The 17,569-nt window shown below is 69.5% G+C and carries 13 protein-coding genes; 6 read left to right on the top strand and 7 right to left on the bottom strand.

Going from position 1 to position 17,569, the window contains the following annotated elements:
* Nucleotides 1–2,212 precede the first annotated feature (2,212 nt).
* Nucleotides 2,213–2,422, top strand: a complete 210-nt coding sequence (locus ACGFX9_RS32635; RefSeq protein WP_393481444.1) for a DUF6243 family protein — start codon at nucleotides 2,213–2,215, stop codon at nucleotides 2,420–2,422.
* A gap of 187 nt (nucleotides 2,423–2,609) precedes the next feature.
* On the opposite strand, the gene ACGFX9_RS32630 is transcribed toward ACGFX9_RS32635, so the two are convergent.
* Entirely contained in the window at nucleotides 2,610–3,053 is a 444-nt protein-coding gene (locus ACGFX9_RS32630; RefSeq protein WP_393481441.1) for a winged helix-turn-helix transcriptional regulator, read from the bottom strand.
* Nucleotides 3,054–3,218: 165 nt separating this feature from the next.
* On the opposite strand from ACGFX9_RS32630, the gene ACGFX9_RS32625 reads away from it, so the two are divergent.
* Nucleotides 3,219–4,691: an FG-GAP and VCBS repeat-containing protein gene (locus ACGFX9_RS32625; protein WP_393481438.1), complete on the top strand. Its 1,473-nt coding sequence runs from the start codon at nucleotides 3,219–3,221 to the stop codon at nucleotides 4,689–4,691.
* Nucleotides 4,692–4,894: 203 nt separating this feature from the next.
* Here ACGFX9_RS32625 and ACGFX9_RS32620 read toward each other — a convergent pair whose 3' ends face one another.
* From ACGFX9_RS32620 to ACGFX9_RS32595, 6 genes are all read right to left on the bottom strand, one after another.
* Nucleotides 4,895–5,296 carry a hypothetical protein gene (locus ACGFX9_RS32620; protein WP_393481435.1) on the bottom strand — a complete coding sequence of 134 codons (402 nt, stop codon included), beginning with the start codon at nucleotides 5,294–5,296 and terminating at the stop codon, nucleotides 4,895–4,897.
* Between the two features lie 200 nt (nucleotides 5,297–5,496).
* On the bottom strand, nucleotides 5,497–6,498 hold the full coding sequence (locus tag ACGFX9_RS32615; RefSeq protein WP_393481432.1) for an ArsR/SmtB family transcription factor: 1,002 nt from the start codon (nucleotides 6,496–6,498) through the stop codon (nucleotides 5,497–5,499).
* Nucleotides 6,499–6,781: 283 nt separating this feature from the next.
* The gene (locus tag ACGFX9_RS32610) at nucleotides 6,782–7,993 is read right to left on the bottom strand and encodes a serine hydrolase domain-containing protein (protein WP_393481429.1); all 1,212 of its coding nucleotides are present in this window, start codon (nucleotides 7,991–7,993) and stop codon (nucleotides 6,782–6,784) included.
* A gap of 231 nt (nucleotides 7,994–8,224) precedes the next feature.
* Entirely contained in the window at nucleotides 8,225–9,382 is a 1,158-nt protein-coding gene (locus ACGFX9_RS32605) for a M20 family metallopeptidase (protein ID WP_393481426.1), read from the bottom strand.
* Complete coding sequence (locus ACGFX9_RS32600; RefSeq protein WP_393481423.1) at nucleotides 9,382–10,800, bottom strand: aldehyde dehydrogenase family protein; 1,419 nt, start codon at nucleotides 10,798–10,800, stop codon at nucleotides 9,382–9,384. Before ACGFX9_RS32600 ends, ACGFX9_RS32605 begins: the two co-directional genes overlap by 1 nt.
* 34 nt (nucleotides 10,801–10,834) lie before the next feature.
* Nucleotides 10,835–12,397, bottom strand: a complete 1,563-nt coding sequence (locus ACGFX9_RS32595) for a GMC family oxidoreductase (protein ID WP_393481420.1) — start codon at nucleotides 12,395–12,397, stop codon at nucleotides 10,835–10,837.
* A gap of 208 nt (nucleotides 12,398–12,605) precedes the next feature.
* On the opposite strand from ACGFX9_RS32595, the gene ACGFX9_RS32590 reads away from it, so the two are divergent.
* From ACGFX9_RS32590 to ACGFX9_RS32575, 4 genes are all read left to right on the top strand, one after another.
* A complete protein-coding gene (locus ACGFX9_RS32590; protein ID WP_393481417.1) occupies nucleotides 12,606–13,091 on the top strand; it encodes a GbsR/MarR family transcriptional regulator in 486 nt (161 codons plus the stop codon).
* 132 nt (nucleotides 13,092–13,223) lie between these two features.
* Nucleotides 13,224–13,883: a class I SAM-dependent methyltransferase gene (locus ACGFX9_RS32585; protein WP_393481414.1), complete on the top strand. Its 660-nt coding sequence runs from the start codon at nucleotides 13,224–13,226 to the stop codon at nucleotides 13,881–13,883.
* Between the two features lie 578 nt (nucleotides 13,884–14,461).
* A complete protein-coding gene (locus ACGFX9_RS32580; RefSeq protein WP_393481411.1) occupies nucleotides 14,462–15,898 on the top strand; it encodes an FG-GAP repeat protein in 1,437 nt (478 codons plus the stop codon).
* 61 nt (nucleotides 15,899–15,959) lie between these two features.
* Nucleotides 15,960–17,435 carry an FG-GAP-like repeat-containing protein gene (locus ACGFX9_RS32575; RefSeq protein ID WP_393481408.1) on the top strand — a complete coding sequence of 492 codons (1,476 nt, stop codon included), beginning with the start codon at nucleotides 15,960–15,962 and terminating at the stop codon, nucleotides 17,433–17,435.
* Nucleotides 17,436–17,569 lie beyond the last annotated feature (134 nt).

The raw sequence follows: 17,569 nt of genomic DNA, 5'->3' as shown, positions 1-17,569 counted from the left end.
GATGCAGTCATGAATACCTTTGCATGCGGTCCGGAAAACCTGACGAGCGGACTTTAAGCAGCCTTCAGGCGGGTGTCAATTCCCTGGAGACCGATAACAGTCGGCGATTTTTCGGCGTACCGAGGGCATGCCGCCCAGCGTCCTGTCAATTCTTGAAGATGTGACCGGGCCGACGATTTAGTAAGCCCCTGGGGCATGTCGCCAAGTGCTCTGTCAATTGCTTAACCTGATATTTGACCTCGCGGGAATTCCGTGCCGCGTCTCGCGCTCTGCCTCTGTCCCGGGCGGGCGTCCCCGCCGGTGCGTCTGCTCCCGGAGCCGGCCCTGGTGAGTGCGCTGGGGCCATCGGGAGCGGCAGAGCACCCAGACGGCTACTCCCGTGCGGGCGGCCCTTTCGGGTTTGCCGATTCAGCGGGCCGAACATCCTTCCCCGCATATCTTCCGAATGGGAGGATCGGAATTCACCCGGGCGGGCGGATCGGAAGTCCACGGGGTTTTCATGGAGGTGGAGAATTACCCTGCAGGGCCAATGGTGGAGCGAAAGCGACAGTTATGCCTCGGACATTCTCTCGGTGCGCTCATTGAATTCGGACCGTCGGTTATTCGCTGGCGTGGTCAGGTGATATCAGGTGCCCGTCCTCGAGATATTCCATGCGCTGCGTTACAACGGCGTACAGAAATGGGGTGTCGTACCCGTTGATGTGCCGTCGATCTGCCACCGTCCGCCTGGTCAAGTCGCCCACCCGTCAGCACCGTGCAACAGGCCCGGCGGCCGACTCCCCCGCAGGACGTTCTGGCCCGCCCCGGTGCCCGCACCGCAACCGCTCTGGCCGTACCTTCCCCTCGATTCTCAAGGGGCGGCGCAGCGAGCTCCAGGGAGATGTCCGGGACGACTGGCGGCAGGCCGACGCAAGTTTGGAACCGGACGGTCCTTGTCGTGTCCGGGATTCTCTACGCCGTCGGCGTGGTCGGCTGAGTACATCGCCAGTAGGCCCCAGGGTGGTTCGCTCACCGAGTCGGGGGAATCCGGCCAGGTATGACGATTCGTGATGAGCATGGTGGCTCGCGTGAGATGGGCGAGATGGAACGAGGTACTCCGCACCGCCTCGCCGCGCGCAACAGAATGTGGACGCTGGCCTGGACAGCGCTGTGTGTACTTCTCTCCGTCTGGTCGCTGGTTTGGGCCGTCGGCTGGGCCAGGGGCAGTGTCAATGCGTGGGCATACTGCTTCGCCGGTCTGGTGTTACTTGCCTGCGCGCTGTGGGCCCGCCGCTCGGCAATCCGCAACAATCCGCCACTCCACCTATGACGTAGGCGCCACGGCGGGGCGGCCCGCCCTCCCCTTTCGTACGCGGCAGATCTCTGCTTGCCGGACAGTGCGGTCGCCGAGACTGCTCGGCCTGCGGCGAGCCAGTGTGCGGGCCGTCGAGCTGCTCGACGTAGGCGGCGAAGGGGGCGGTGAGTGCCTGGGGCAGCGCACGGCGACGGTCCGGTAGGCGTACGGCGACACGGCGCGGTCGGCCTTGTTCGTGGCGGATGTGTTCGCGTCGGTGCCGCGCAAGAACGGTGTGTCCTGTCCGTCCAGCGCCCCGAGGCTTCGGATAAACGGGCTGGCCCCGGAACGAGATCACATCCCGGCGCCCGATGCCGAAGAACATGTCAGTGTCCTCGGTCCTGATCAGGTCGCGGGGCAGCGTGGCGAGGAAGGCATCGATCTCGGCGTTGACGCCTTCGGGGTTCTCGCGGGCAGTGAGGTGGGCGGTGCGCTGGGGGCACGCGGAAGGTGCTGCCCTCGATGGAGTCGGCCGTTCATGCTGGTGTTCAGCTGGCGGTGCCCGTCCTGACGGCCGCTGAGAATGATGAACGCGGCCTTGGAAGCCAGCGGCGGCATCTTCGCCGCTGGCCGCTCCGGGCGGTAGCCAGGGAACACCCTGGCGAGCTCGTCGCCCAGAGTGGTGGGGATCAGGCGGTGCTGCGATTCTTGGAAGGAAACGGCTGCCCCGGGGCGCTCGCCGTAGGCCCGGCCGACGCCGGGACGGCGAAAAACTTGGTGTGCGGGGCCGACGGAACCGGGTAACCTCTTGGTCATGTTCTTCCAGGCACTGATTTACGAGTGAGAGCGTGATGGGCCCCTGCTGATGTCCTTCGACGTCGCCGCGCCCGTCCCCACCGATGAATCCGTAGATCACTTCACATCATTCCGGGAGAACCCATGAGCAAGAACATCAACAACCCCGTAGGCATGGGCGGCGGCCAGCGCAAGAAGCTGTCACGTGCCGAACGGCAGAACAACGGCCCGCACCGCAACCTCGACCGCCAGGGCGCCGCCGACCAGAAGGCGGAGCTGGTGCGCAAGATGCGCGAGAAGACAGGCGCAGCCGAGGGCGCCGGGCAGACGGACGACGACACCGCACAGAGCTGACGCACCGCCGCCGCAGGGCGGCACCGCACGGGGCAGGGCCCGGACCGCGACGCGCGGTCCGGGCCCTGCTGCCGTACCGGAGCCCGCCGGTACGTCGGAGAGCACGATCCACAGCAGCACCGGGAGCCGGAAGCCCTGGCCCGGCCCGGCCAGAAGCAGACCAGGGACCCGGTCCACGAACCCAGGTTCAACCAGTCGCGCCGGACCGCCGGCACCAGCAGCGCGAGGCCCGTCCCCTCAACGGGCGCCGGCCGGGGTTCGAGGCCTCAACCGGCTGATGGCAACTGCTGCACGCGAGACACGGCTTGGTCGGGTTGCCGCACACCGTATGCACCACGGGATGGTGCGTGATGTCGCTGTCAGTCGCGTAAGTCTCTGCCCAGCGCGTGATGGCCGCGATGGCGGGAACGACGAGTTCGCGGGCGCTGTCGGAGAGTTGGTACTCATACCACGGTTTGTCCGAACGATAGGCCCGCTTGGTGAGCAGACCCAGCTCGGTCAGGTTGTTGAGTCGCGCGGTGAGGATGTTCGCCCAGATGCCCAGGGCTCGCTTGAGCGCACCGAACCGGCCGACGCCGAAGAGTCTGCAGGTCGGAGCTCGGTGATGAGACTGAGACCGATCAGGTGTCACGCCGGATCGGAGTGGTTTGACGGGTGAGGCGGCGCCTCACCCGTCGCCCTGCGCCCGCGCAAGTGCCGTTCTCCGCACAACCATCAGCGGTTCCCGCGTGTCTCGCAGGTGAATCACATCTGCGCGCACGCGTCTGCGACATCGCTCGCGCCTTAAGGAGGAACCGTGGGTATCTGCCGACCCGCCATATCGACCGCCGTAGCCGCTGCCTTGATCGGGTCGTTCGGCGTGCCGATCGTCGCGGGCACCGCGTCTGCGAAGGACGGCGCCGCCACCGTGCGCGAGGACTTCGACGGGGATGGCTATCAGGATGTCGCCGTCGCCGCGCCCGGCGCGAAGGTCGGCGGCCATGCTTCGGCCGGCTACCTCACGGTCAGCTACGGCTCGGCGCACGGCCTCGATCCCGCGCGCACCGCCGTCATTACCCAGGACACCCCTGGTGTGCCCGGCGTCTCAGGCGACAACCAGGTCTTCGGCTACGCGATGGTCTCCCGCGATCTGGATGGCGACGGCCTGACCGACCTGGCGGTGGTCGCCCGCGATTACCGAGCGGAGAACAACGTCAACGGATCGGTGATCGTCCTGTGGGGCCGAAAGACCGGCATCTCGGGCCAGGATGCCGTCCGCATCGACGCGCCGGCGAACGCCCAGGTCGGCGACGACATCACCGCGGGCGACTTCGACGGCGACGGGCACACGGACCTGTTCATGGGCAACGGCGAGGACTACGACTACCACGACGTGCTTCATGGCCCCTTCAGCCGCAACGGCGTCCCCGCCCGCGAGCAGCAGGTGAAGGTCTACAGCACCGACAACACCATCAACTCGACAGCCGCGGGCGACTTCAACGGCGACGGCATCGAGGATCTCGCGACCTTCTATGTCTACGAGAACCATGCCGAGGGCGGCAAGCTGTGGCTCGGTACCGAGGCCGGCCTGTCCACCGTCCCGCAGGGCCTCAACTCCGCGTCCAGCACTGCCGTCGCCGACTTCGACCACGACGGTTACGCCGACCTCGCCACCCGGATCTTCCCAGGCGGAGACACCGAGAACGAGGAGGACCCCGGGACCGTCAAGATCTACTACGGTTCGCCGTCCGGCCCCAGTCAGACCCGCACACAGACGATCACGCAGAACACGGCGGGCGTGCCCGGGGCGAACGAGAAGAGCGACCAGTTCGGCGGACGGCTGAGCGCAGGCGACGTGAACGGTGACGGATTCCCCGACCTGGCCGTCGGAGTCCCCGGCGAGGCGATCGGCTCGAAGGCGAAAGCGGGCGCTGTCGTGCTGCTCAAGGGCGGCAGGGCCGGGCTCACCGGCAAGGGCGCGCAAGCGTTCCACCAGGACACGGCGGGCGTGCCGGGAGTCGCGGAGTCCGGCGACCTGTTCGGAGGGTCGCTACGACTGCTCGACGTGACGGGTGACGCCAAGGCGGATCTGGTCGCGGGTGGGCCGGGCGAGAACCTGGGTGCCGTCGTGAACGGTGGAGCGGTGTGGCTGCTGCGCGGCGCCGCCTCCGGAGTGACGGCCTCGGAGTCGGTTGCGCAGAACCCGATGGACGTCGGGGCACCGGCGGCGCAGGCGTTGTTCGGCGCCAACCTCAGCGGCGACAACGGCCCCGGAATGGTGATCCGCTAGAGCTCGTAACACGATCACGATCATGATCGCGAGCGGGACGTGAGGGGGCTCCGTACCGCCTGCCCCGGCCAGCCGGTACGGGTTCGGGGCCCGGCGCCTTTTGTGGCCGGGGCGCTGGTGGCCGTGAGCGGGGGCGAACTCACCTGTGCCGCCTTCGCCCTGCTCCCGCTCACGGCCGCCTTCCACCCGCAGCAGCTGCGGCCTCAGGGCCGGTTGAACTTCACGCACTTGAGTGGGCTCGCGTTCGCATCGTCTATACAGACGATGAGAGACGCGGCCCCACCGGGCACATCCGCAGGGATTCCGACATTGAACGGATACGTCACGTCGCACTTGGTGCTGGTGCTCGCGGTGCCGAGCGGGGTGCCGGAGGCACTGTACGTGCCGAACCACGCCCTGCGGCAGCCAACGGCCCGGAGCGTTCCACTGAAGGCGACCGACCGGTTGTACCAGGTCACGGTGCCGCGGAGATAGCTGGCCCCGTACGGAATGTCGACAGCGGTGGTCGGGTAGGCGGCGGTCTGCGCGCTGACGGCGGGAGCGCCCAGCAAGGTGCCCGCGGTCAGCACGACGGTACCGACGGCGGCAGCGAGATGAGTCTTCATGCGACCTCCAGAATGGGATGAGCCGGTTGTGGCTTCCCATCCTGGGCGGGTCGGCCACCCGCGGCCTACCTCTTAAGTCACGGCTTAAAGGGGGCGGGACGGCAGACGCGGCGCCTGGCGCACCCCGGCACGATTGTCCGGTGACACCCGAGCAGGACGACGCCGCGCCCACTGGTCTGACGCCGCGGTGCTCTCGGGCCTCACGGTTCCGTCAGGGCGCCGGTCCGCAGCAGGGCCAGCCCGAGGGGGGTGATGAGGTGCAGCACGGATCCGCCTCGGCGGCTGGTGGTGATGAGGCCCGTGTTCCGCAGCACGGTCGCGTGCTGACTGGCCGCCGCGGCCGTGACGTTGAGGCGGCGGCCCAGTTCGCTCGTCGTGCAGCCTTCCGCTGTCACATGCAGGGCGGCAGCTCGCGTGCGGCCGAGCAGAGACTCCAGGTCCCGCATGGCGGAGCCGTCCGCCTCCGCCGGTCCGGTACCGGTCAGCGGCCGGCGGAGGGCCGGCACGGTCAGCCGGGGTGGCTGGGTGATATCGAGCGGGTCCCACAGAAAGCACACCGGACGCTTCGAGAAGACCGTGGGCGCGATGATCAGGCCCCTTCCCTGAAGACGCACCTCGACTCGGCGCGGGTAGGGAGCTTCGAGCACCGGCGGACGCCAGCGGACCAGTGGTGCGCAGATCGAACGCAGCAGCAGATCGATGCCTCCCTCCAACACCAGGTTCGCGCAGCGGGTGGACAGCGCGACCAGTTCTGACCGCCCTCGGTGCCAGTAGGGTTCCACGGTCAGCCGATGGCAGGCGCGCACGGCCTCGGCAAGCTCCCGCCGCGCGTCGCGGTCACCCTCGGACACCCGCCTGGCCCACGGCAGATGTCCGGGATGGAAACCGAGACCCTCGAACTCGCGTCGCAGCAGGGACACCGGGGCGTGCAGCAGGTTGTCCACGGCGTGGTCCAGAGAGGACACATCACCCATCAGGGCCAGCAGGTCGAGCCCGGGACCGCGCACCGGAACCAGGGACGTCAGGGGGCGCGTGTCCGCTCCCATCCGGCCCGCGACCGCTGACCGCCACGAGCGGAAGTGAGGCAGCTCCCGCTTCTCCCTCAGCAGCTCCAGGCTGTAGTAGACCTCCGCTGCGACGCCGATCGTTGCGGCCACCCGTGTCCGGGCGAGGTCTTCCGTCGTGAAGTGAATGCGTAACACCGACCCCCCTGCCACCGAAGTGGAGCGCGTGAGCGCACCCTCAGCATGCCCCAACTCGCCGTGCCCGACCCGGCATTCAGGCGTAGACCGCGCCCGCTTCCTGACCGCGCACGCGCGCCCGAAGACCGCGTGGACGCCTAGGTTCGGTGTCAAACGCCTCGGTCGGATGACAGGGCGGCTGGCTTCCCTGTCCATGGACAACCGGCGTGACGGGGTAATCGGCGGTGTTTTCCGTTGGCCGGTAACCCCGTTGCGGGGCTACGAAAACGGTAATGGGGGGCTTCTAGCGCGGGGGGACCGGGCGGTCGTAGACGTTGTTGGGGGTAACGATCTCGGTGATCGCTCGGGCGACCAGCGAGGACGGCTCCTGGCCGTCATGTGTGATGTCGGTATTGAGCAGCAGCACCAAGGTCGCCTTTTGCGAGGGAAGGTAGACCGTCACGCTCTCGTAGCCCGGGATGGAGCCGTTGTGCCCGATCCAGCCGCCACTCTTGAAGATGCCTAGGCCGTAGCTCGTACCGGGGTAGCCGGTCGGCAGCGTACGGAGTCGCTGCTTCTGGGTCTCCGGGCGGAGCAGCGTCCCGGTGGCGACGGTCTTGGCCCAGCGGCGCAAATCGTGCAGGTTCGAGATCATCGCCCCGGCCGATCCGGCCCAACTGGGGTTCCAGTCGGTGGAGTCCTCGACCTCGCCGCTCAGCGTCTGGTTGGTGTACCCGCGTGCGTGCGGCTCGGGGAATTCGGGGCCGCTGGGGAACAGCGTGTGGTCCAGGTGGGCCGGGCGGAGCACCCGCTTGTGGATGAAGTCGGCGACGCGATGGCCGCTGACCTTCTCGATCACCAGACCGAGGAGGACCAGGTTGCTGTTGGAATACTGGAACTGCTTGCCCGGCGCGAAGGTATTTTTGTGCTTGAAGCCGTACGCGAGCACCTCCCGCGGGGTGAACGAGCGGCCCGGGTCGCTCAGCAGATCGTGCTCGAAGTCCGCGTCGTCGGTGTACGGGAACAGGCCGCTACGCATCTCGGCGAGGTGGCGAAGCGTGATCCGGCGACCGTTCGGCACGCCGTGGACGTAGTGGGAGATCGGGTCGTCGAGCCGGATCCGCCGGTCGTCGACGAGCTTGAGCAGCGCGGTGACCGTGAAGGTCTTGGTCTCGCTGCCGATTCGCGTGTACAGGCCTGTGGTCATCGGCTGACCGGTGGAGGTGTCCGCGACCCCGCTCGCGCGTACGTAGCGTCCCTTGCCCGGCATCCACAGCCCGACGGCGACGCCGGGAATGCCGGCCTCTTGGCGGACTTTCTCGACGGCCTTGTCCAGCCGAGCGGTCATGTCGCGGCCGAGGCCGCCCGGCTGGCGCTCGTCCTGCTGGTCGTGCCGATCGACGCCCACGTGGCGGGCCGGAGTGCCGGCAGCAGCGGGGACCGCAGCCATCGGGGCCAGTACGGACACCACCAACATCGCAGCTGCGAACAGGCGTGGGGAGGGAGTACGTCGCATGCCGGGGCCTTCTTCCGGATCGGGGCTGACCGTGCAACGGCACCATCCGGAGTCTGGTGGGAGGCCCTTCTGCGGTAGACGTCCCTGAGAGTCCACTCGATCGGACCGACGTCCGCCCACGACAGGTGGTCGATCTAGGATCCCGAAGCGATCCAGCCGGGGTGCGACGGAGCGAAGTTCTGCTCCAGCGTCAGTCGCCTACGCCCGCAAGCTGATGCAACAGCATTGGACCTAGCGGGTCCCCGGGGCCAGGTCCGCGGCGGTCCAGGCCAGGGCGGTCGCCCCGTCGAGAACTGCCCGGTCGGCGGCGGGGGTGATGCAGGCGGCGGTGAACTCGGGCTGGTGGTTGACGGCGTCGGTGCAGCCGAGGCCGAGCATGGGGTGGATGCTCGGCACGACATGGGACACGTTGCCCATGTCGGTCGCGGCGCCGACAGCACCACCCGGCGGGAGCGGCGGGAAACTGCGGCCGAGCGCCTCGGCGTTGGCCCGGTACAGCGAGAGCAGCGCGGGATCGGGGCGCAGGTCCGCGTAGTCGGGGCCGCCGGACCGGACGGTCAGGTCGCATCCCGTGGCCAGCGCCCCCGCTTCGAAGCAGCGGCGGACGCGCGGGGTCAGCCGCTCCAGGGCCTCCCGGGTCGAGGAGCGCACGATCCACCGGCCGCCGGCGCTGTCGGGGATGACGTTGGGGGCCGTTCCGCCGTCGGTCACGATGCCGTGGATACGGTCGTCGCCGCGCGTCTGCTGGCGCAGCAGTCCGATGCCGACCTGGGCGAGCGTCATCGCGTCGAGGGCGTTGACCCCCTCCTCGGGCCAGGCCCCGGCATGGGCGGGGCGGCCGCGATAGGACACGTCGAACTGGGAGACGGCAAGGCCGGGCATGGCCGCCATCTCGGTGGCCGCAGGGTGGACCATCATCGCGGCGTCCAGGCCGTCGAAGGCTCCACGCTCCAGCATGAGGACCTTGCCGCCGCCGCCCTCCTCGGCGGGCGTGCCGAACACGGAGACGGTCAGTCCGAGGTCGTCGGCCACGCCGGCAAGGCCCACCGCGGCGCCGACGGCCGCGGCGGCGATGATGTTGTGCCCGCAGGCGTGGCCGATCCCGGGCAGGGCGTCGTACTCCGCGAAAATCCCCACGTGGACCGGGCCGCTGCCGATCGTCGCGTGCACGGCGGTGGGCAGGTCGTAGCAGCCGTGCCGGACCTCGTAACCCGCACCGTCGAGGGCCTCGGCGACCCACCGGCTGGCCAGGGTCTCCTCGAACGCGAGCTCGGGGTGGGCGTGGATGCGGTGGGACAGAGCCACCAACTCCTCGCCGCCGCGCAGGATTTCGGAGGCCACACGGTCCTTGTCCGCCGTACGGGAGACGGCCGTACGGGAGACGGCCATCAGCCGGCCTTCGCGATGTGTACGGAGACGGGACGGGTGGCGGCGTCGTAGGCGGCATGGGCCCCGGTGGCGCCCATGCCGCTGACGCCGGCCGGTTCGTACAGCCGCTCAGGTCCGCCGCCCTGCCACTGGTTCACCCACACCACACCCGCGGGCAGCCGTTCGGCTGCCGTGATGTGGTCGGCGTCCTCGGTGTAGACCGTGGCGGCGAGGCCGAATTGGGACCGGGCGGCGCGGTCGAGCCCTTCCTCGAACGAGTCGACCACGACGACCGGGGCGAGCGGGCCGAAGGTCTCCTCGCGCAGTACGGCCATCGATTCGTCCACGCCGGTCAGTACGGTGGCCGGGTAGAAGAAGCCAGGGCCTTCGGGCACGGCGCCGCCCGTGCGGACCGTGGCGCCGCGTGCCACGGCATCGACGACGTGTCCGTGCACGAGGTCACGCTGGCGCCGGTCGACCAGCGGGCCCAGCGTGGTCCGCTCGTCGCGGCCGTCGCCGAGCACCTGGCCGGCGGCCTGCGCCACGAGCGCCTCGATGAAGGGTTCCGCGAGGGCGCGGTGGACGTAGATGCGCTCCATGGACGTACAGATCTGGCCGGAGTTGACGAATGCGCCGAACGCGACCGCCGCCGCCGTCCGCACCGGGTCGACCCCGGCGTCGACCACGACCGGGTCCTTGCCGCCGAGTTCGAGCACGCTGCGGTGCAGCCGAGCACCGGCGGCGGCCCCGACGGAGCGTCCGGCCGCGACGGAGCCGGTGAAGTGCACGAGGCGTACGTCCTCGTGCTCGGCCAGCGGGATCCCGGCCCGGGCGTCGCCAAGCACCAGATTCAGCACGCCCGGTGGCGGGTCGAGCAGCTCGCACAGTCGCACCACGGACAGCGGGGCGCGCTCGGACGGCTTGACCACCACCGTGTTGCCCGCGGCCAGCAGCGGGCCGACCGCACCAAGCACCATCGGCACAGGGAAGTTCCACGGGGTGATCACGGCGGTGGCGCCGAGCGGCCGCCGCACGATCCGGGTGGTGCTCCCGCCGGGTCCCGGGACGCTCTGCTCGAACGCGTACGACCGGGCCTGGTCGGCGGCGGCGCGCAGTCCGAGGGCCGCGCCTTCGATGAACGTCCGGCCGAGACCGACCGGCTTGCCCATCTCCCGGCACTCCAACTCGGCCAGTTCCGAGGCGTGTTCGGTGATCGTGTCGGACCAGCGGTGCAGCAGCTCGATCCGTTCGGTCAGTGTCCGCGCGGCCCACTCGGGCTGCGCGTCGACGGCGGCACGCACGGCGGCGTCAACGTCCTCGTCCGATCCACCGGGCCAGTGGGCAACGAGCTCTTCGGTGGCGGGATCGACGAGGTCGTGGAGGGTCTTGCCGGCCGACTCCCGCCACGTTCCGGCTATCAGGTTCTGCAAGGTCTGCATGGAACTGGTGCTCCTTCGTGGACCGTTCGGGACGTCAGGTGAGTCGATCCGCCATGAGTTCCCCGACCATGATCGCGGCCAGGTTCGTGTTGGCCCGGGGGACGGAGGGGAAGACGGAGGCGTCGATCACCCGCAGCCCTTCGAGGCCAAGGACGCGGCAGGCCGGATCGACCACTGAAGTCGCGTCCGCCTCAGATCCCATGCGGCAGGTGCTCGTGCCGTGTTGTGCGTCGACCACGTGGGTGAGCAGATGGTCGTCCAGGCGCCCGTCGTCGTCGAGCGCGGCGAACAGGTCGGCGTTGTGCTCCGGAACGGGGCTCCGGACGGCCGCCGCCACTTCCGTGCCCGCGGCGAGCGCCGCCAACTCCCTTACGCCCTCGCGTAGTCGGGCCCGGTCGCGGACGTCGGACAGCATGCGCTCGTGGATCAGGGGCTGCGCGGTGGGATCCGCGGAGACGAGCCTGAGGTGGCCGCGGGAGAACGTCTGGTTGAGCCACACCCCGACCCCGCCCGCGGGCAGGTCTGTGTCGGCCGCCGCCATGGACAGCACGTTCTGGTTGAGCGAGACGAGCATCATGTCGTTCACGTGCGTGCCGGACCCACTCGTGTAGCGGACGCAGACGTTGGTGTGCCGGTCGTCGGGCGTCTTGATGGCAGCTTCCCGGGTAAGCGGAAGTTCCAGGACGATCATGGGGTGGTCCTGCAGACCGCTGCCGACGGGCAGGTCCGCCCGTACGCCGATGTCCAGCGCACGCAGCTGGGCGGACGGGCCGATGCCGGAGCGCAACAGCACGGCGGGGGAGTGGATCACTCCGGCGCTCAGCACGATCTCGTCGCCGTATTCGGTCACCGGTGCCCCGTCGGCCAGTACGCGGACACCGACCGCGCGGCTGCCCGAGAACACGACGCGGTCCACCAGGGCCCCGCCGCGGACCGTCAGGGTCGCCAGGTCCCGGGCGGGCTCCAGATAGGCGTCATTGACCGAGACTCGGCGCCCGGCCCGGGAGTTGATCGGGTAGGGCGAGACCCCCGTCGCGCCGGGGGCGTTCACATCCGGAGCCCAGGCGTGCCCCGCGGCGCGTGCCGCCTCGTGAAGCGCGCGGTCCGCGCCGCCCCAACTGGCCTGCGGAGTACGGAAGATGGGGGTGGGGCCGTCGTGTCCGTGGTACGGCTCGGTGCCGAACTCCGCGTCGTTCTCCAGCTTCGCGAAGTACGGCAGTACGTCCTCGCGGGACCAGCCGGTGCAGCCGGCGGCGACCCAGTCGTCGAAGTCCTCCATCGGCGGCCGAATCGCGATCTGCCCGTTGACCGATGAACTCCCGCCGACGCCACGGCCGCGCCAGTACGGGATCTGCGGCTGTCGATCGGTCCTGGTGGCGTTCAGGCCGGGCCACACCAGGTCCTGCGCGGCGGTCGGGTCCAGCAGGGCCCGGACCGGATTCGGGGAGCGCCAGACCTCCGGCATTTCGGCGGAGCGGTAGTCGGGCCCGGCCTCGAGCAGCAGCACGCGCCGCCCGGCGGCGGCCGACCGGGCGGCCAGCGCGGCCCCCGCCGACCCGGCACCCACGACGATCAGATCCCAGCCTGTTTCAGGCATGCGGCACCTCCGGCAGTCAGATGAGAAGAGATTCGCGGCAGACTCGGATCGCCGTGAAAGGTAGACTGCAACCAGCTCACAGTTCAGTCAATAGTGAACGTTCAATTCTTATTGACCGATTGCATTGACCGGCCACACGGAGCAACCACACAGATCAACCACACAGACCGATCGCACAGACCGATCGCATCGATCACAGGAGGCGCGGGTGTCGGCAGCGGGGGAGGCGGGATCCGGTGACGCGGCCGCGCTCATCGAGGACTTCGGCCTGCATATCGGCCAGGCGATGGGCTGGCCCCGGATGGCCGGGCGCGCCGCGGGAGTCCTGATGACGAGCGAGAGCCCTCTGACGCTCGCGCAGCTCATGGACGTGCTCGGCGCCAGCAAGGGCTCGATGTCGGAGACGACGCGCCTGCTGATCACCAACGGCACGGTGGAGCGGTACAAGCCCGCAGGCTCGCGCCAGTTCGTCTTCCGCTGGCGCGACGACGCGTGGGTGGGCTGCCTGCAGCACCAGCTCGAACAGACCGCGCAACTGCACGCCCTGGCCGAACGGGCCCAAGGGCGGGCCGCGGGGCTCCCGCCCGAGCAGCAGCAGCGCGTGCGGCGGATGGTCGAGTACTACGCCTTCATGACCCAGCGGCTCGAAGTACTCCTTGCGGATTTCACCGCGAGCCGGGCGACGTGGGCGTGAGGCGGCGCAAGTCCCGTACCTCCAGACCACTGTGAACTCACTGCACCCTTTCCGGCCTGTCCATATATGTGGGGAGGCGCGGTGGCCCCGGATGCTTGATGCGGCGACCGGCTACTGGGCTAGCCTGCGGGTGTGAGCACCGGACGAGAAGGCCCAGAAGCCGAAGGGTGGTTGGCGGACACCCGGGCGTCCTACGATGCCGACGCCATCAGCTACGCGGACGAGGTGCGAGACCTCCTGGCCGAACTGCCGCCCGAGCGGGACGTCATGGCGCTCTTCGCCGAGCGGGTGCGGGCGAACGGCGGCGGTCCCGTCGCGGACGTGGGATGCGGGCCGGGGAGGATCACCGCCCACCTGAGGAATCTAGGCGTGGACGCCTTCGGTATCGATCTGTCGCCCCGGATGATCGAGGTGGCACGGCGTGAGCATCCCGGTCTGCGGTTCGAGGTGGGGTCGATGACGCAACTCACCCTAACGGACAGCTCGTTGGCCGCTCTGATCGCCTGGTACTCGATCATCCACGTCCCCGATGACGCGATCGGCGCGGTCCTTGCCGACTTCCGTCGGGTGCTGCGGCCCGGCGGTCTGCTGCTGCTGGGTTTTCACGTCGGCGACGCCTCACCGCCCGAGCCGCAGGAGAACGGCGAGAACTGGCCGGAGTCCTACGTCCGTCGTCGTCGGCCGAGCCAAGTCGCCGCCTGGCTCGACGAGGCCGGCTTCACCGTCGAGGACCACCCCACGCTCACATCGGCCGCGCGCAAGCTCGGCGGAGTCCTGCTGGCGCGCCGCTAGGTGATGGTGGCCCCGGGTGCTTGAAGTGGCGAAGCCCCTGGTGGACGAGTTGCGACCAAGGCCGCTCGTCTCACCAGGAGTTGAGCCGTGCTTGCCTACCCGTCCGCGATCGACCTGTCCAGCTCGCGCTTGCGCCTCCGCCCCGACTGCTCGCGGATCATCGCCACCAGGTCGACACCCCCTGACGACGGCTGCCCGGCTGCCCGGCTGCCCGCGCACCGCCAAGCCCTGCTCGTTCGTCCCGGCCCACCTCATCCGTTGGTATGACAGTGCCGGACGAGATCAGTGTCCATTACGGGCTGTTCGAGCATTGGGATCGCGACTGCTGGCCTTCACGTACGGAGGAGAACGCAGTATCCAGCGCTTGCGTCGGTAGCGACGGCGCGTTGACCGCGTACGCGTCTTCCTCGGCATCGCCGTATGCCTGATTACCCACCGCCGCGTCCAACGCCTTTGTCAGAGCCTTCAAGTCGTGTTCACGGCGCGGCTGCCTTCACACAACCCTTCGTACGGCTCGTGAGTCACATCTCCGGAAGCCTTGCCCTCTCATTTCCCCCTTTGACTACGGGAGTTCTACCGTGCGTGTACGTACCCTGGCCGCCACCGCCGTCGTAGCGGCACTCACCGCCGCCGGTCTGACCCTGCCGCTCGCCGGGAGCGCCGCGGCTGCGACGACTGGGCGGTTCGACTTCAACGGTGACGGGTACGCGGACATCGCCGTCGGCATGCCCAACGCCACGGTGGACGGCAAGGCCAAGGCCGGCTACGTGAGCGTGATCTACGGCGGCCCGCAGAGCCCGAGCCAGTCCACCGGCGTCATCAGCCAGGCCGAGGCCGGTATACCCGGCACTCCCGAGGCGGGCGACCGCTTCGGCTCCTCCGTGGCACCCGTGGACGTGAATGGCGACGGTGTCTTCGAGCTCGTCGTCGGCGCGAGCGGCGAGTCGCTCACCTCCGAGCAGCTCAGGGACGAGGGCACCATCACCGTCCTGGACGGTTCGGAGTGGAACGTCAAGGGCACCACCGTGGCCAGGGGCGCGGACGAGTTCAGCAGCATCGGTGACTCCATCGCCACGGGCGACTACGACGGCGACGGTGACACCGACCTCGCGTACGGCGAGAACGGCGAGGAGCACGGCGCGCTCCGGTTCCGCCCGGGCCCGCTCACCGCCGACCCGGTGACCATCACCACCCTGCGCGGTTACAGCATGGGAGGCCGCACCCACGACCTGGCCACCGGTGACTTCGACGGTGACGGCAGGGACGACCTCGCCACCACCTGGAAGGCCATGGAGGACTCCGGCACCTTCATCACGCGCTGGGACGACCAGGCCAAGCCCGCCCAGTGGTACGCCGACGCCGACCGCGGCAGCGCGCTCGCCGCCGCCGACTTCGACCGGGACGGCACCGACGACCTGGCGGTCGGCCTCGTACAGCCCAACCCCGAGACGGAGACCACGCATTGTGAGGACCGCCTCGGCGGTGCGGTGCTCCTGCTCAAGGGATCGAAGACCACGGACTTCGGCACCGAGAGCGAGTGCATCACCCAGTCGAACCCTGAGGTCGGCGGCGCCGCCGAGGAGGGCGACGACTTCGGCGCCGCGCTTGCCGCCGGTGACCTGAACGGCGACAGTCGCCCGGAACTGGTGGTCGGCGTGCCCGCCGAGGACGTCGGCACCGTGAAGGACGCGGGCGGCTACGTCACCATGAACGGCACGGAGCACGGCCTCTACGGTGGTCTGGCCCGCAGTCAGAGCACCCCGAACATGCCCGGCACGGCCGAGGCCGGCGACCGCTTCGGCGCCCAGGTGGCTGTCGGCGACTACAACCGTGACGGACTGGGGGACACCGCGGTCAGCGCGCCCGGGGAGAACGCCGGTGAGCCCAGGTCGGGTGGCGTCTGGTTCGCGCCGAGCAGCACCGAGGAGACGTACCCGGTGGGCAAGTCGCTGACCCCGTTCGGCTTCGCGCTGCCCAACGGGGCCATCAAGTACGGCGAAGTGCTGGGGCTCTGAGCACCCGCTTGCCCCCCGCAGTACGTGAACTCATTCTCCAGCTTCGCGATTTGGAGCGCCTGTGCGCAGTAAGAGACTCTCGGCCGCTCTGCTCGGCGCCGCCACCGTCCTCGTATCGGCGGGGCTCGCCCCAACGGCGGGCGCGGCGCCGACGGCGGCCGTCCAGGGGCCCGACTTCAACGGTGACGGGTACGCGGACGCCGTGGTCGGCGTGTATCGAGGTGACGTCGACGGCAAGAAGTCCGCGGGCTATCTGCACGTGCTCTACGGCGGATCGAGCGGGGCCGGCACTTTCACCACCTCTGTCAGCCAGGACAGCCCGGGCGTCCCCGGAACCAGCGAGAAGAACGACCTGTTCGGCAGTTCCGTCGCGACGGCCGACGTGGACGGAGACGGCTTCACCGACGTCGTCGTCGGGGCGCCGGGCGAGGATGTCGGCAGTGATCCGGCCGCCATGGGACACGGCTCGGTGGTCGTCCTGTACGGCTCGTCCAGCGGCGACTTCGAGCGCGGCAGGACGATCGCGCAGGGCCCGGCGGGCGGCGGCGCCGGGGCATCGCTCGCCGTGGGCGACTTCACCCAGGACGGCGCCGTGGACGTGGCGGTGGGCCTGCCCCACGGGGAGTTCGGCGAGGTCACCCTGCGGCCCGGCCCGCTCACCGAGGAAAAGCCGCTGACGCACCTGCTCGACACCGGCTTCGGTGGCACCTCGGGCAGGTTGGCGGCTGGGGACTTCGACGGGAACGGCAAGAGCGACCTGGCGATCTCCGCGTACTCCAACGACTATTCGCGCACCACCCTGTGGCGCTGGAACGGCTCGGCGCTGCAGGAGTACTGGAAGTCCCCGGCCACCGGCTACGACATAGCGGCGGGCGACTTCGACGGCGACAGCGTGGACGACCTGGCGCTCGGGCACTGCCTGATCACCGCCGAGGCCGACCGGCCCACCGGAGCCTGCGGCCCCGACGAGCTGGCCAAGGGCGGCAAGGTGCGGGTGTTCTACGGAGGCGGGGGCGCCGAGGGCTTCGGCACCCGCAACCACACTTTCAGCCAGGACACTCCGGGCGTCGCGGGCACGGCCGAGGAAGCGGACAACTTCGGCATCAAGCTGGCCGCGGGCGATCTCAACGGGGACGGCCGGGACGACCTGGTGGCAGGCACACCCGCCGAGGCCATCGGGACGTCGTACCGTGCCGGTTCGGCGACCGTGCTGACCGCGGGCCCGGACGGTCTGCTCGACGCCTCGGGCACCGCCAAGTCGACGGCCTGGCACCAGGACTCCACTGGGGTCCCGGGGGCGCCGGAGGTCAACGACGAATTCGGCTCGGCGCTGGCCCTTGGGGACTACGACGGTGACGGGGACGGCGATGTCACGGTCGGCGTCTACAACGAGAACAGCACGGAGTACGACCAGAACCTCAGCACGGGCGGCGTCTGGACCCTGCCGAACGGCGCCGGGGCGGGCTCCAAGGCGCTGACGCCACAGCTGTTCGGGCTGCGGGGAGCGCTGTACTACGGGCAGGTACTCGGGCGCTGAGACTCCGGTGACGCGGGCGGCGCGCAGCTGATTCAGGCGGCGCGTCGCCGCAACGCGGACATGCCCCCGCCGTCTCCCGCAGGCAACTTGGACGGTGTTTCGCGGTGCCCGACCGGCCCGGAGTGCGTCTACGG

Source organism: Streptomyces sp. NPDC048436 (assembly GCF_043200355.1).
Classification (GTDB): domain Bacteria; phylum Actinomycetota; class Actinomycetes; order Streptomycetales; family Streptomycetaceae; genus Streptomyces.
The sequence above is the reverse complement of the archived record's forward strand: the minus strand, read 5'-3'. Positions and strand labels throughout refer to the sequence as shown.

What these genes read in the sequence shown, in the direction of transcription:
- ACGFX9_RS32620 (WP_393481435.1), bottom strand. Translation starts at nt 5,296, where the DNA reads ATGAAGACTCATCTCGCTGCCGCCGTCGGTACCGTCGTGCTGACCGCG.
- ACGFX9_RS32635 (WP_393481444.1), top strand. Translation starts at nt 2,213, where the DNA reads ATGAGCAAGAACATCAACAACCCCGTAGGCATGGGCGGCGGCCAGCGC.
- ACGFX9_RS32595 (WP_393481420.1), bottom strand. Translation starts at nt 12,397, where the DNA reads ATGCCTGAAACAGGCTGGGATCTGATCGTCGTGGGTGCCGGGTCGGCG.
- ACGFX9_RS32600 (WP_393481423.1), bottom strand. Translation starts at nt 10,800, where the DNA reads ATGCAGACCTTGCAGAACCTGATAGCCGGAACGTGGCGGGAGTCGGCC.
- ACGFX9_RS32610 (WP_393481429.1), bottom strand. Translation starts at nt 7,993, where the DNA reads ATGCGACGTACTCCCTCCCCACGCCTGTTCGCAGCTGCGATGTTGGTG.
- ACGFX9_RS32605 (WP_393481426.1), bottom strand. Translation starts at nt 9,382, where the DNA reads ATGGCCGTCTCCCGTACGGCCGTCTCCCGTACGGCGGACAAGGACCGT.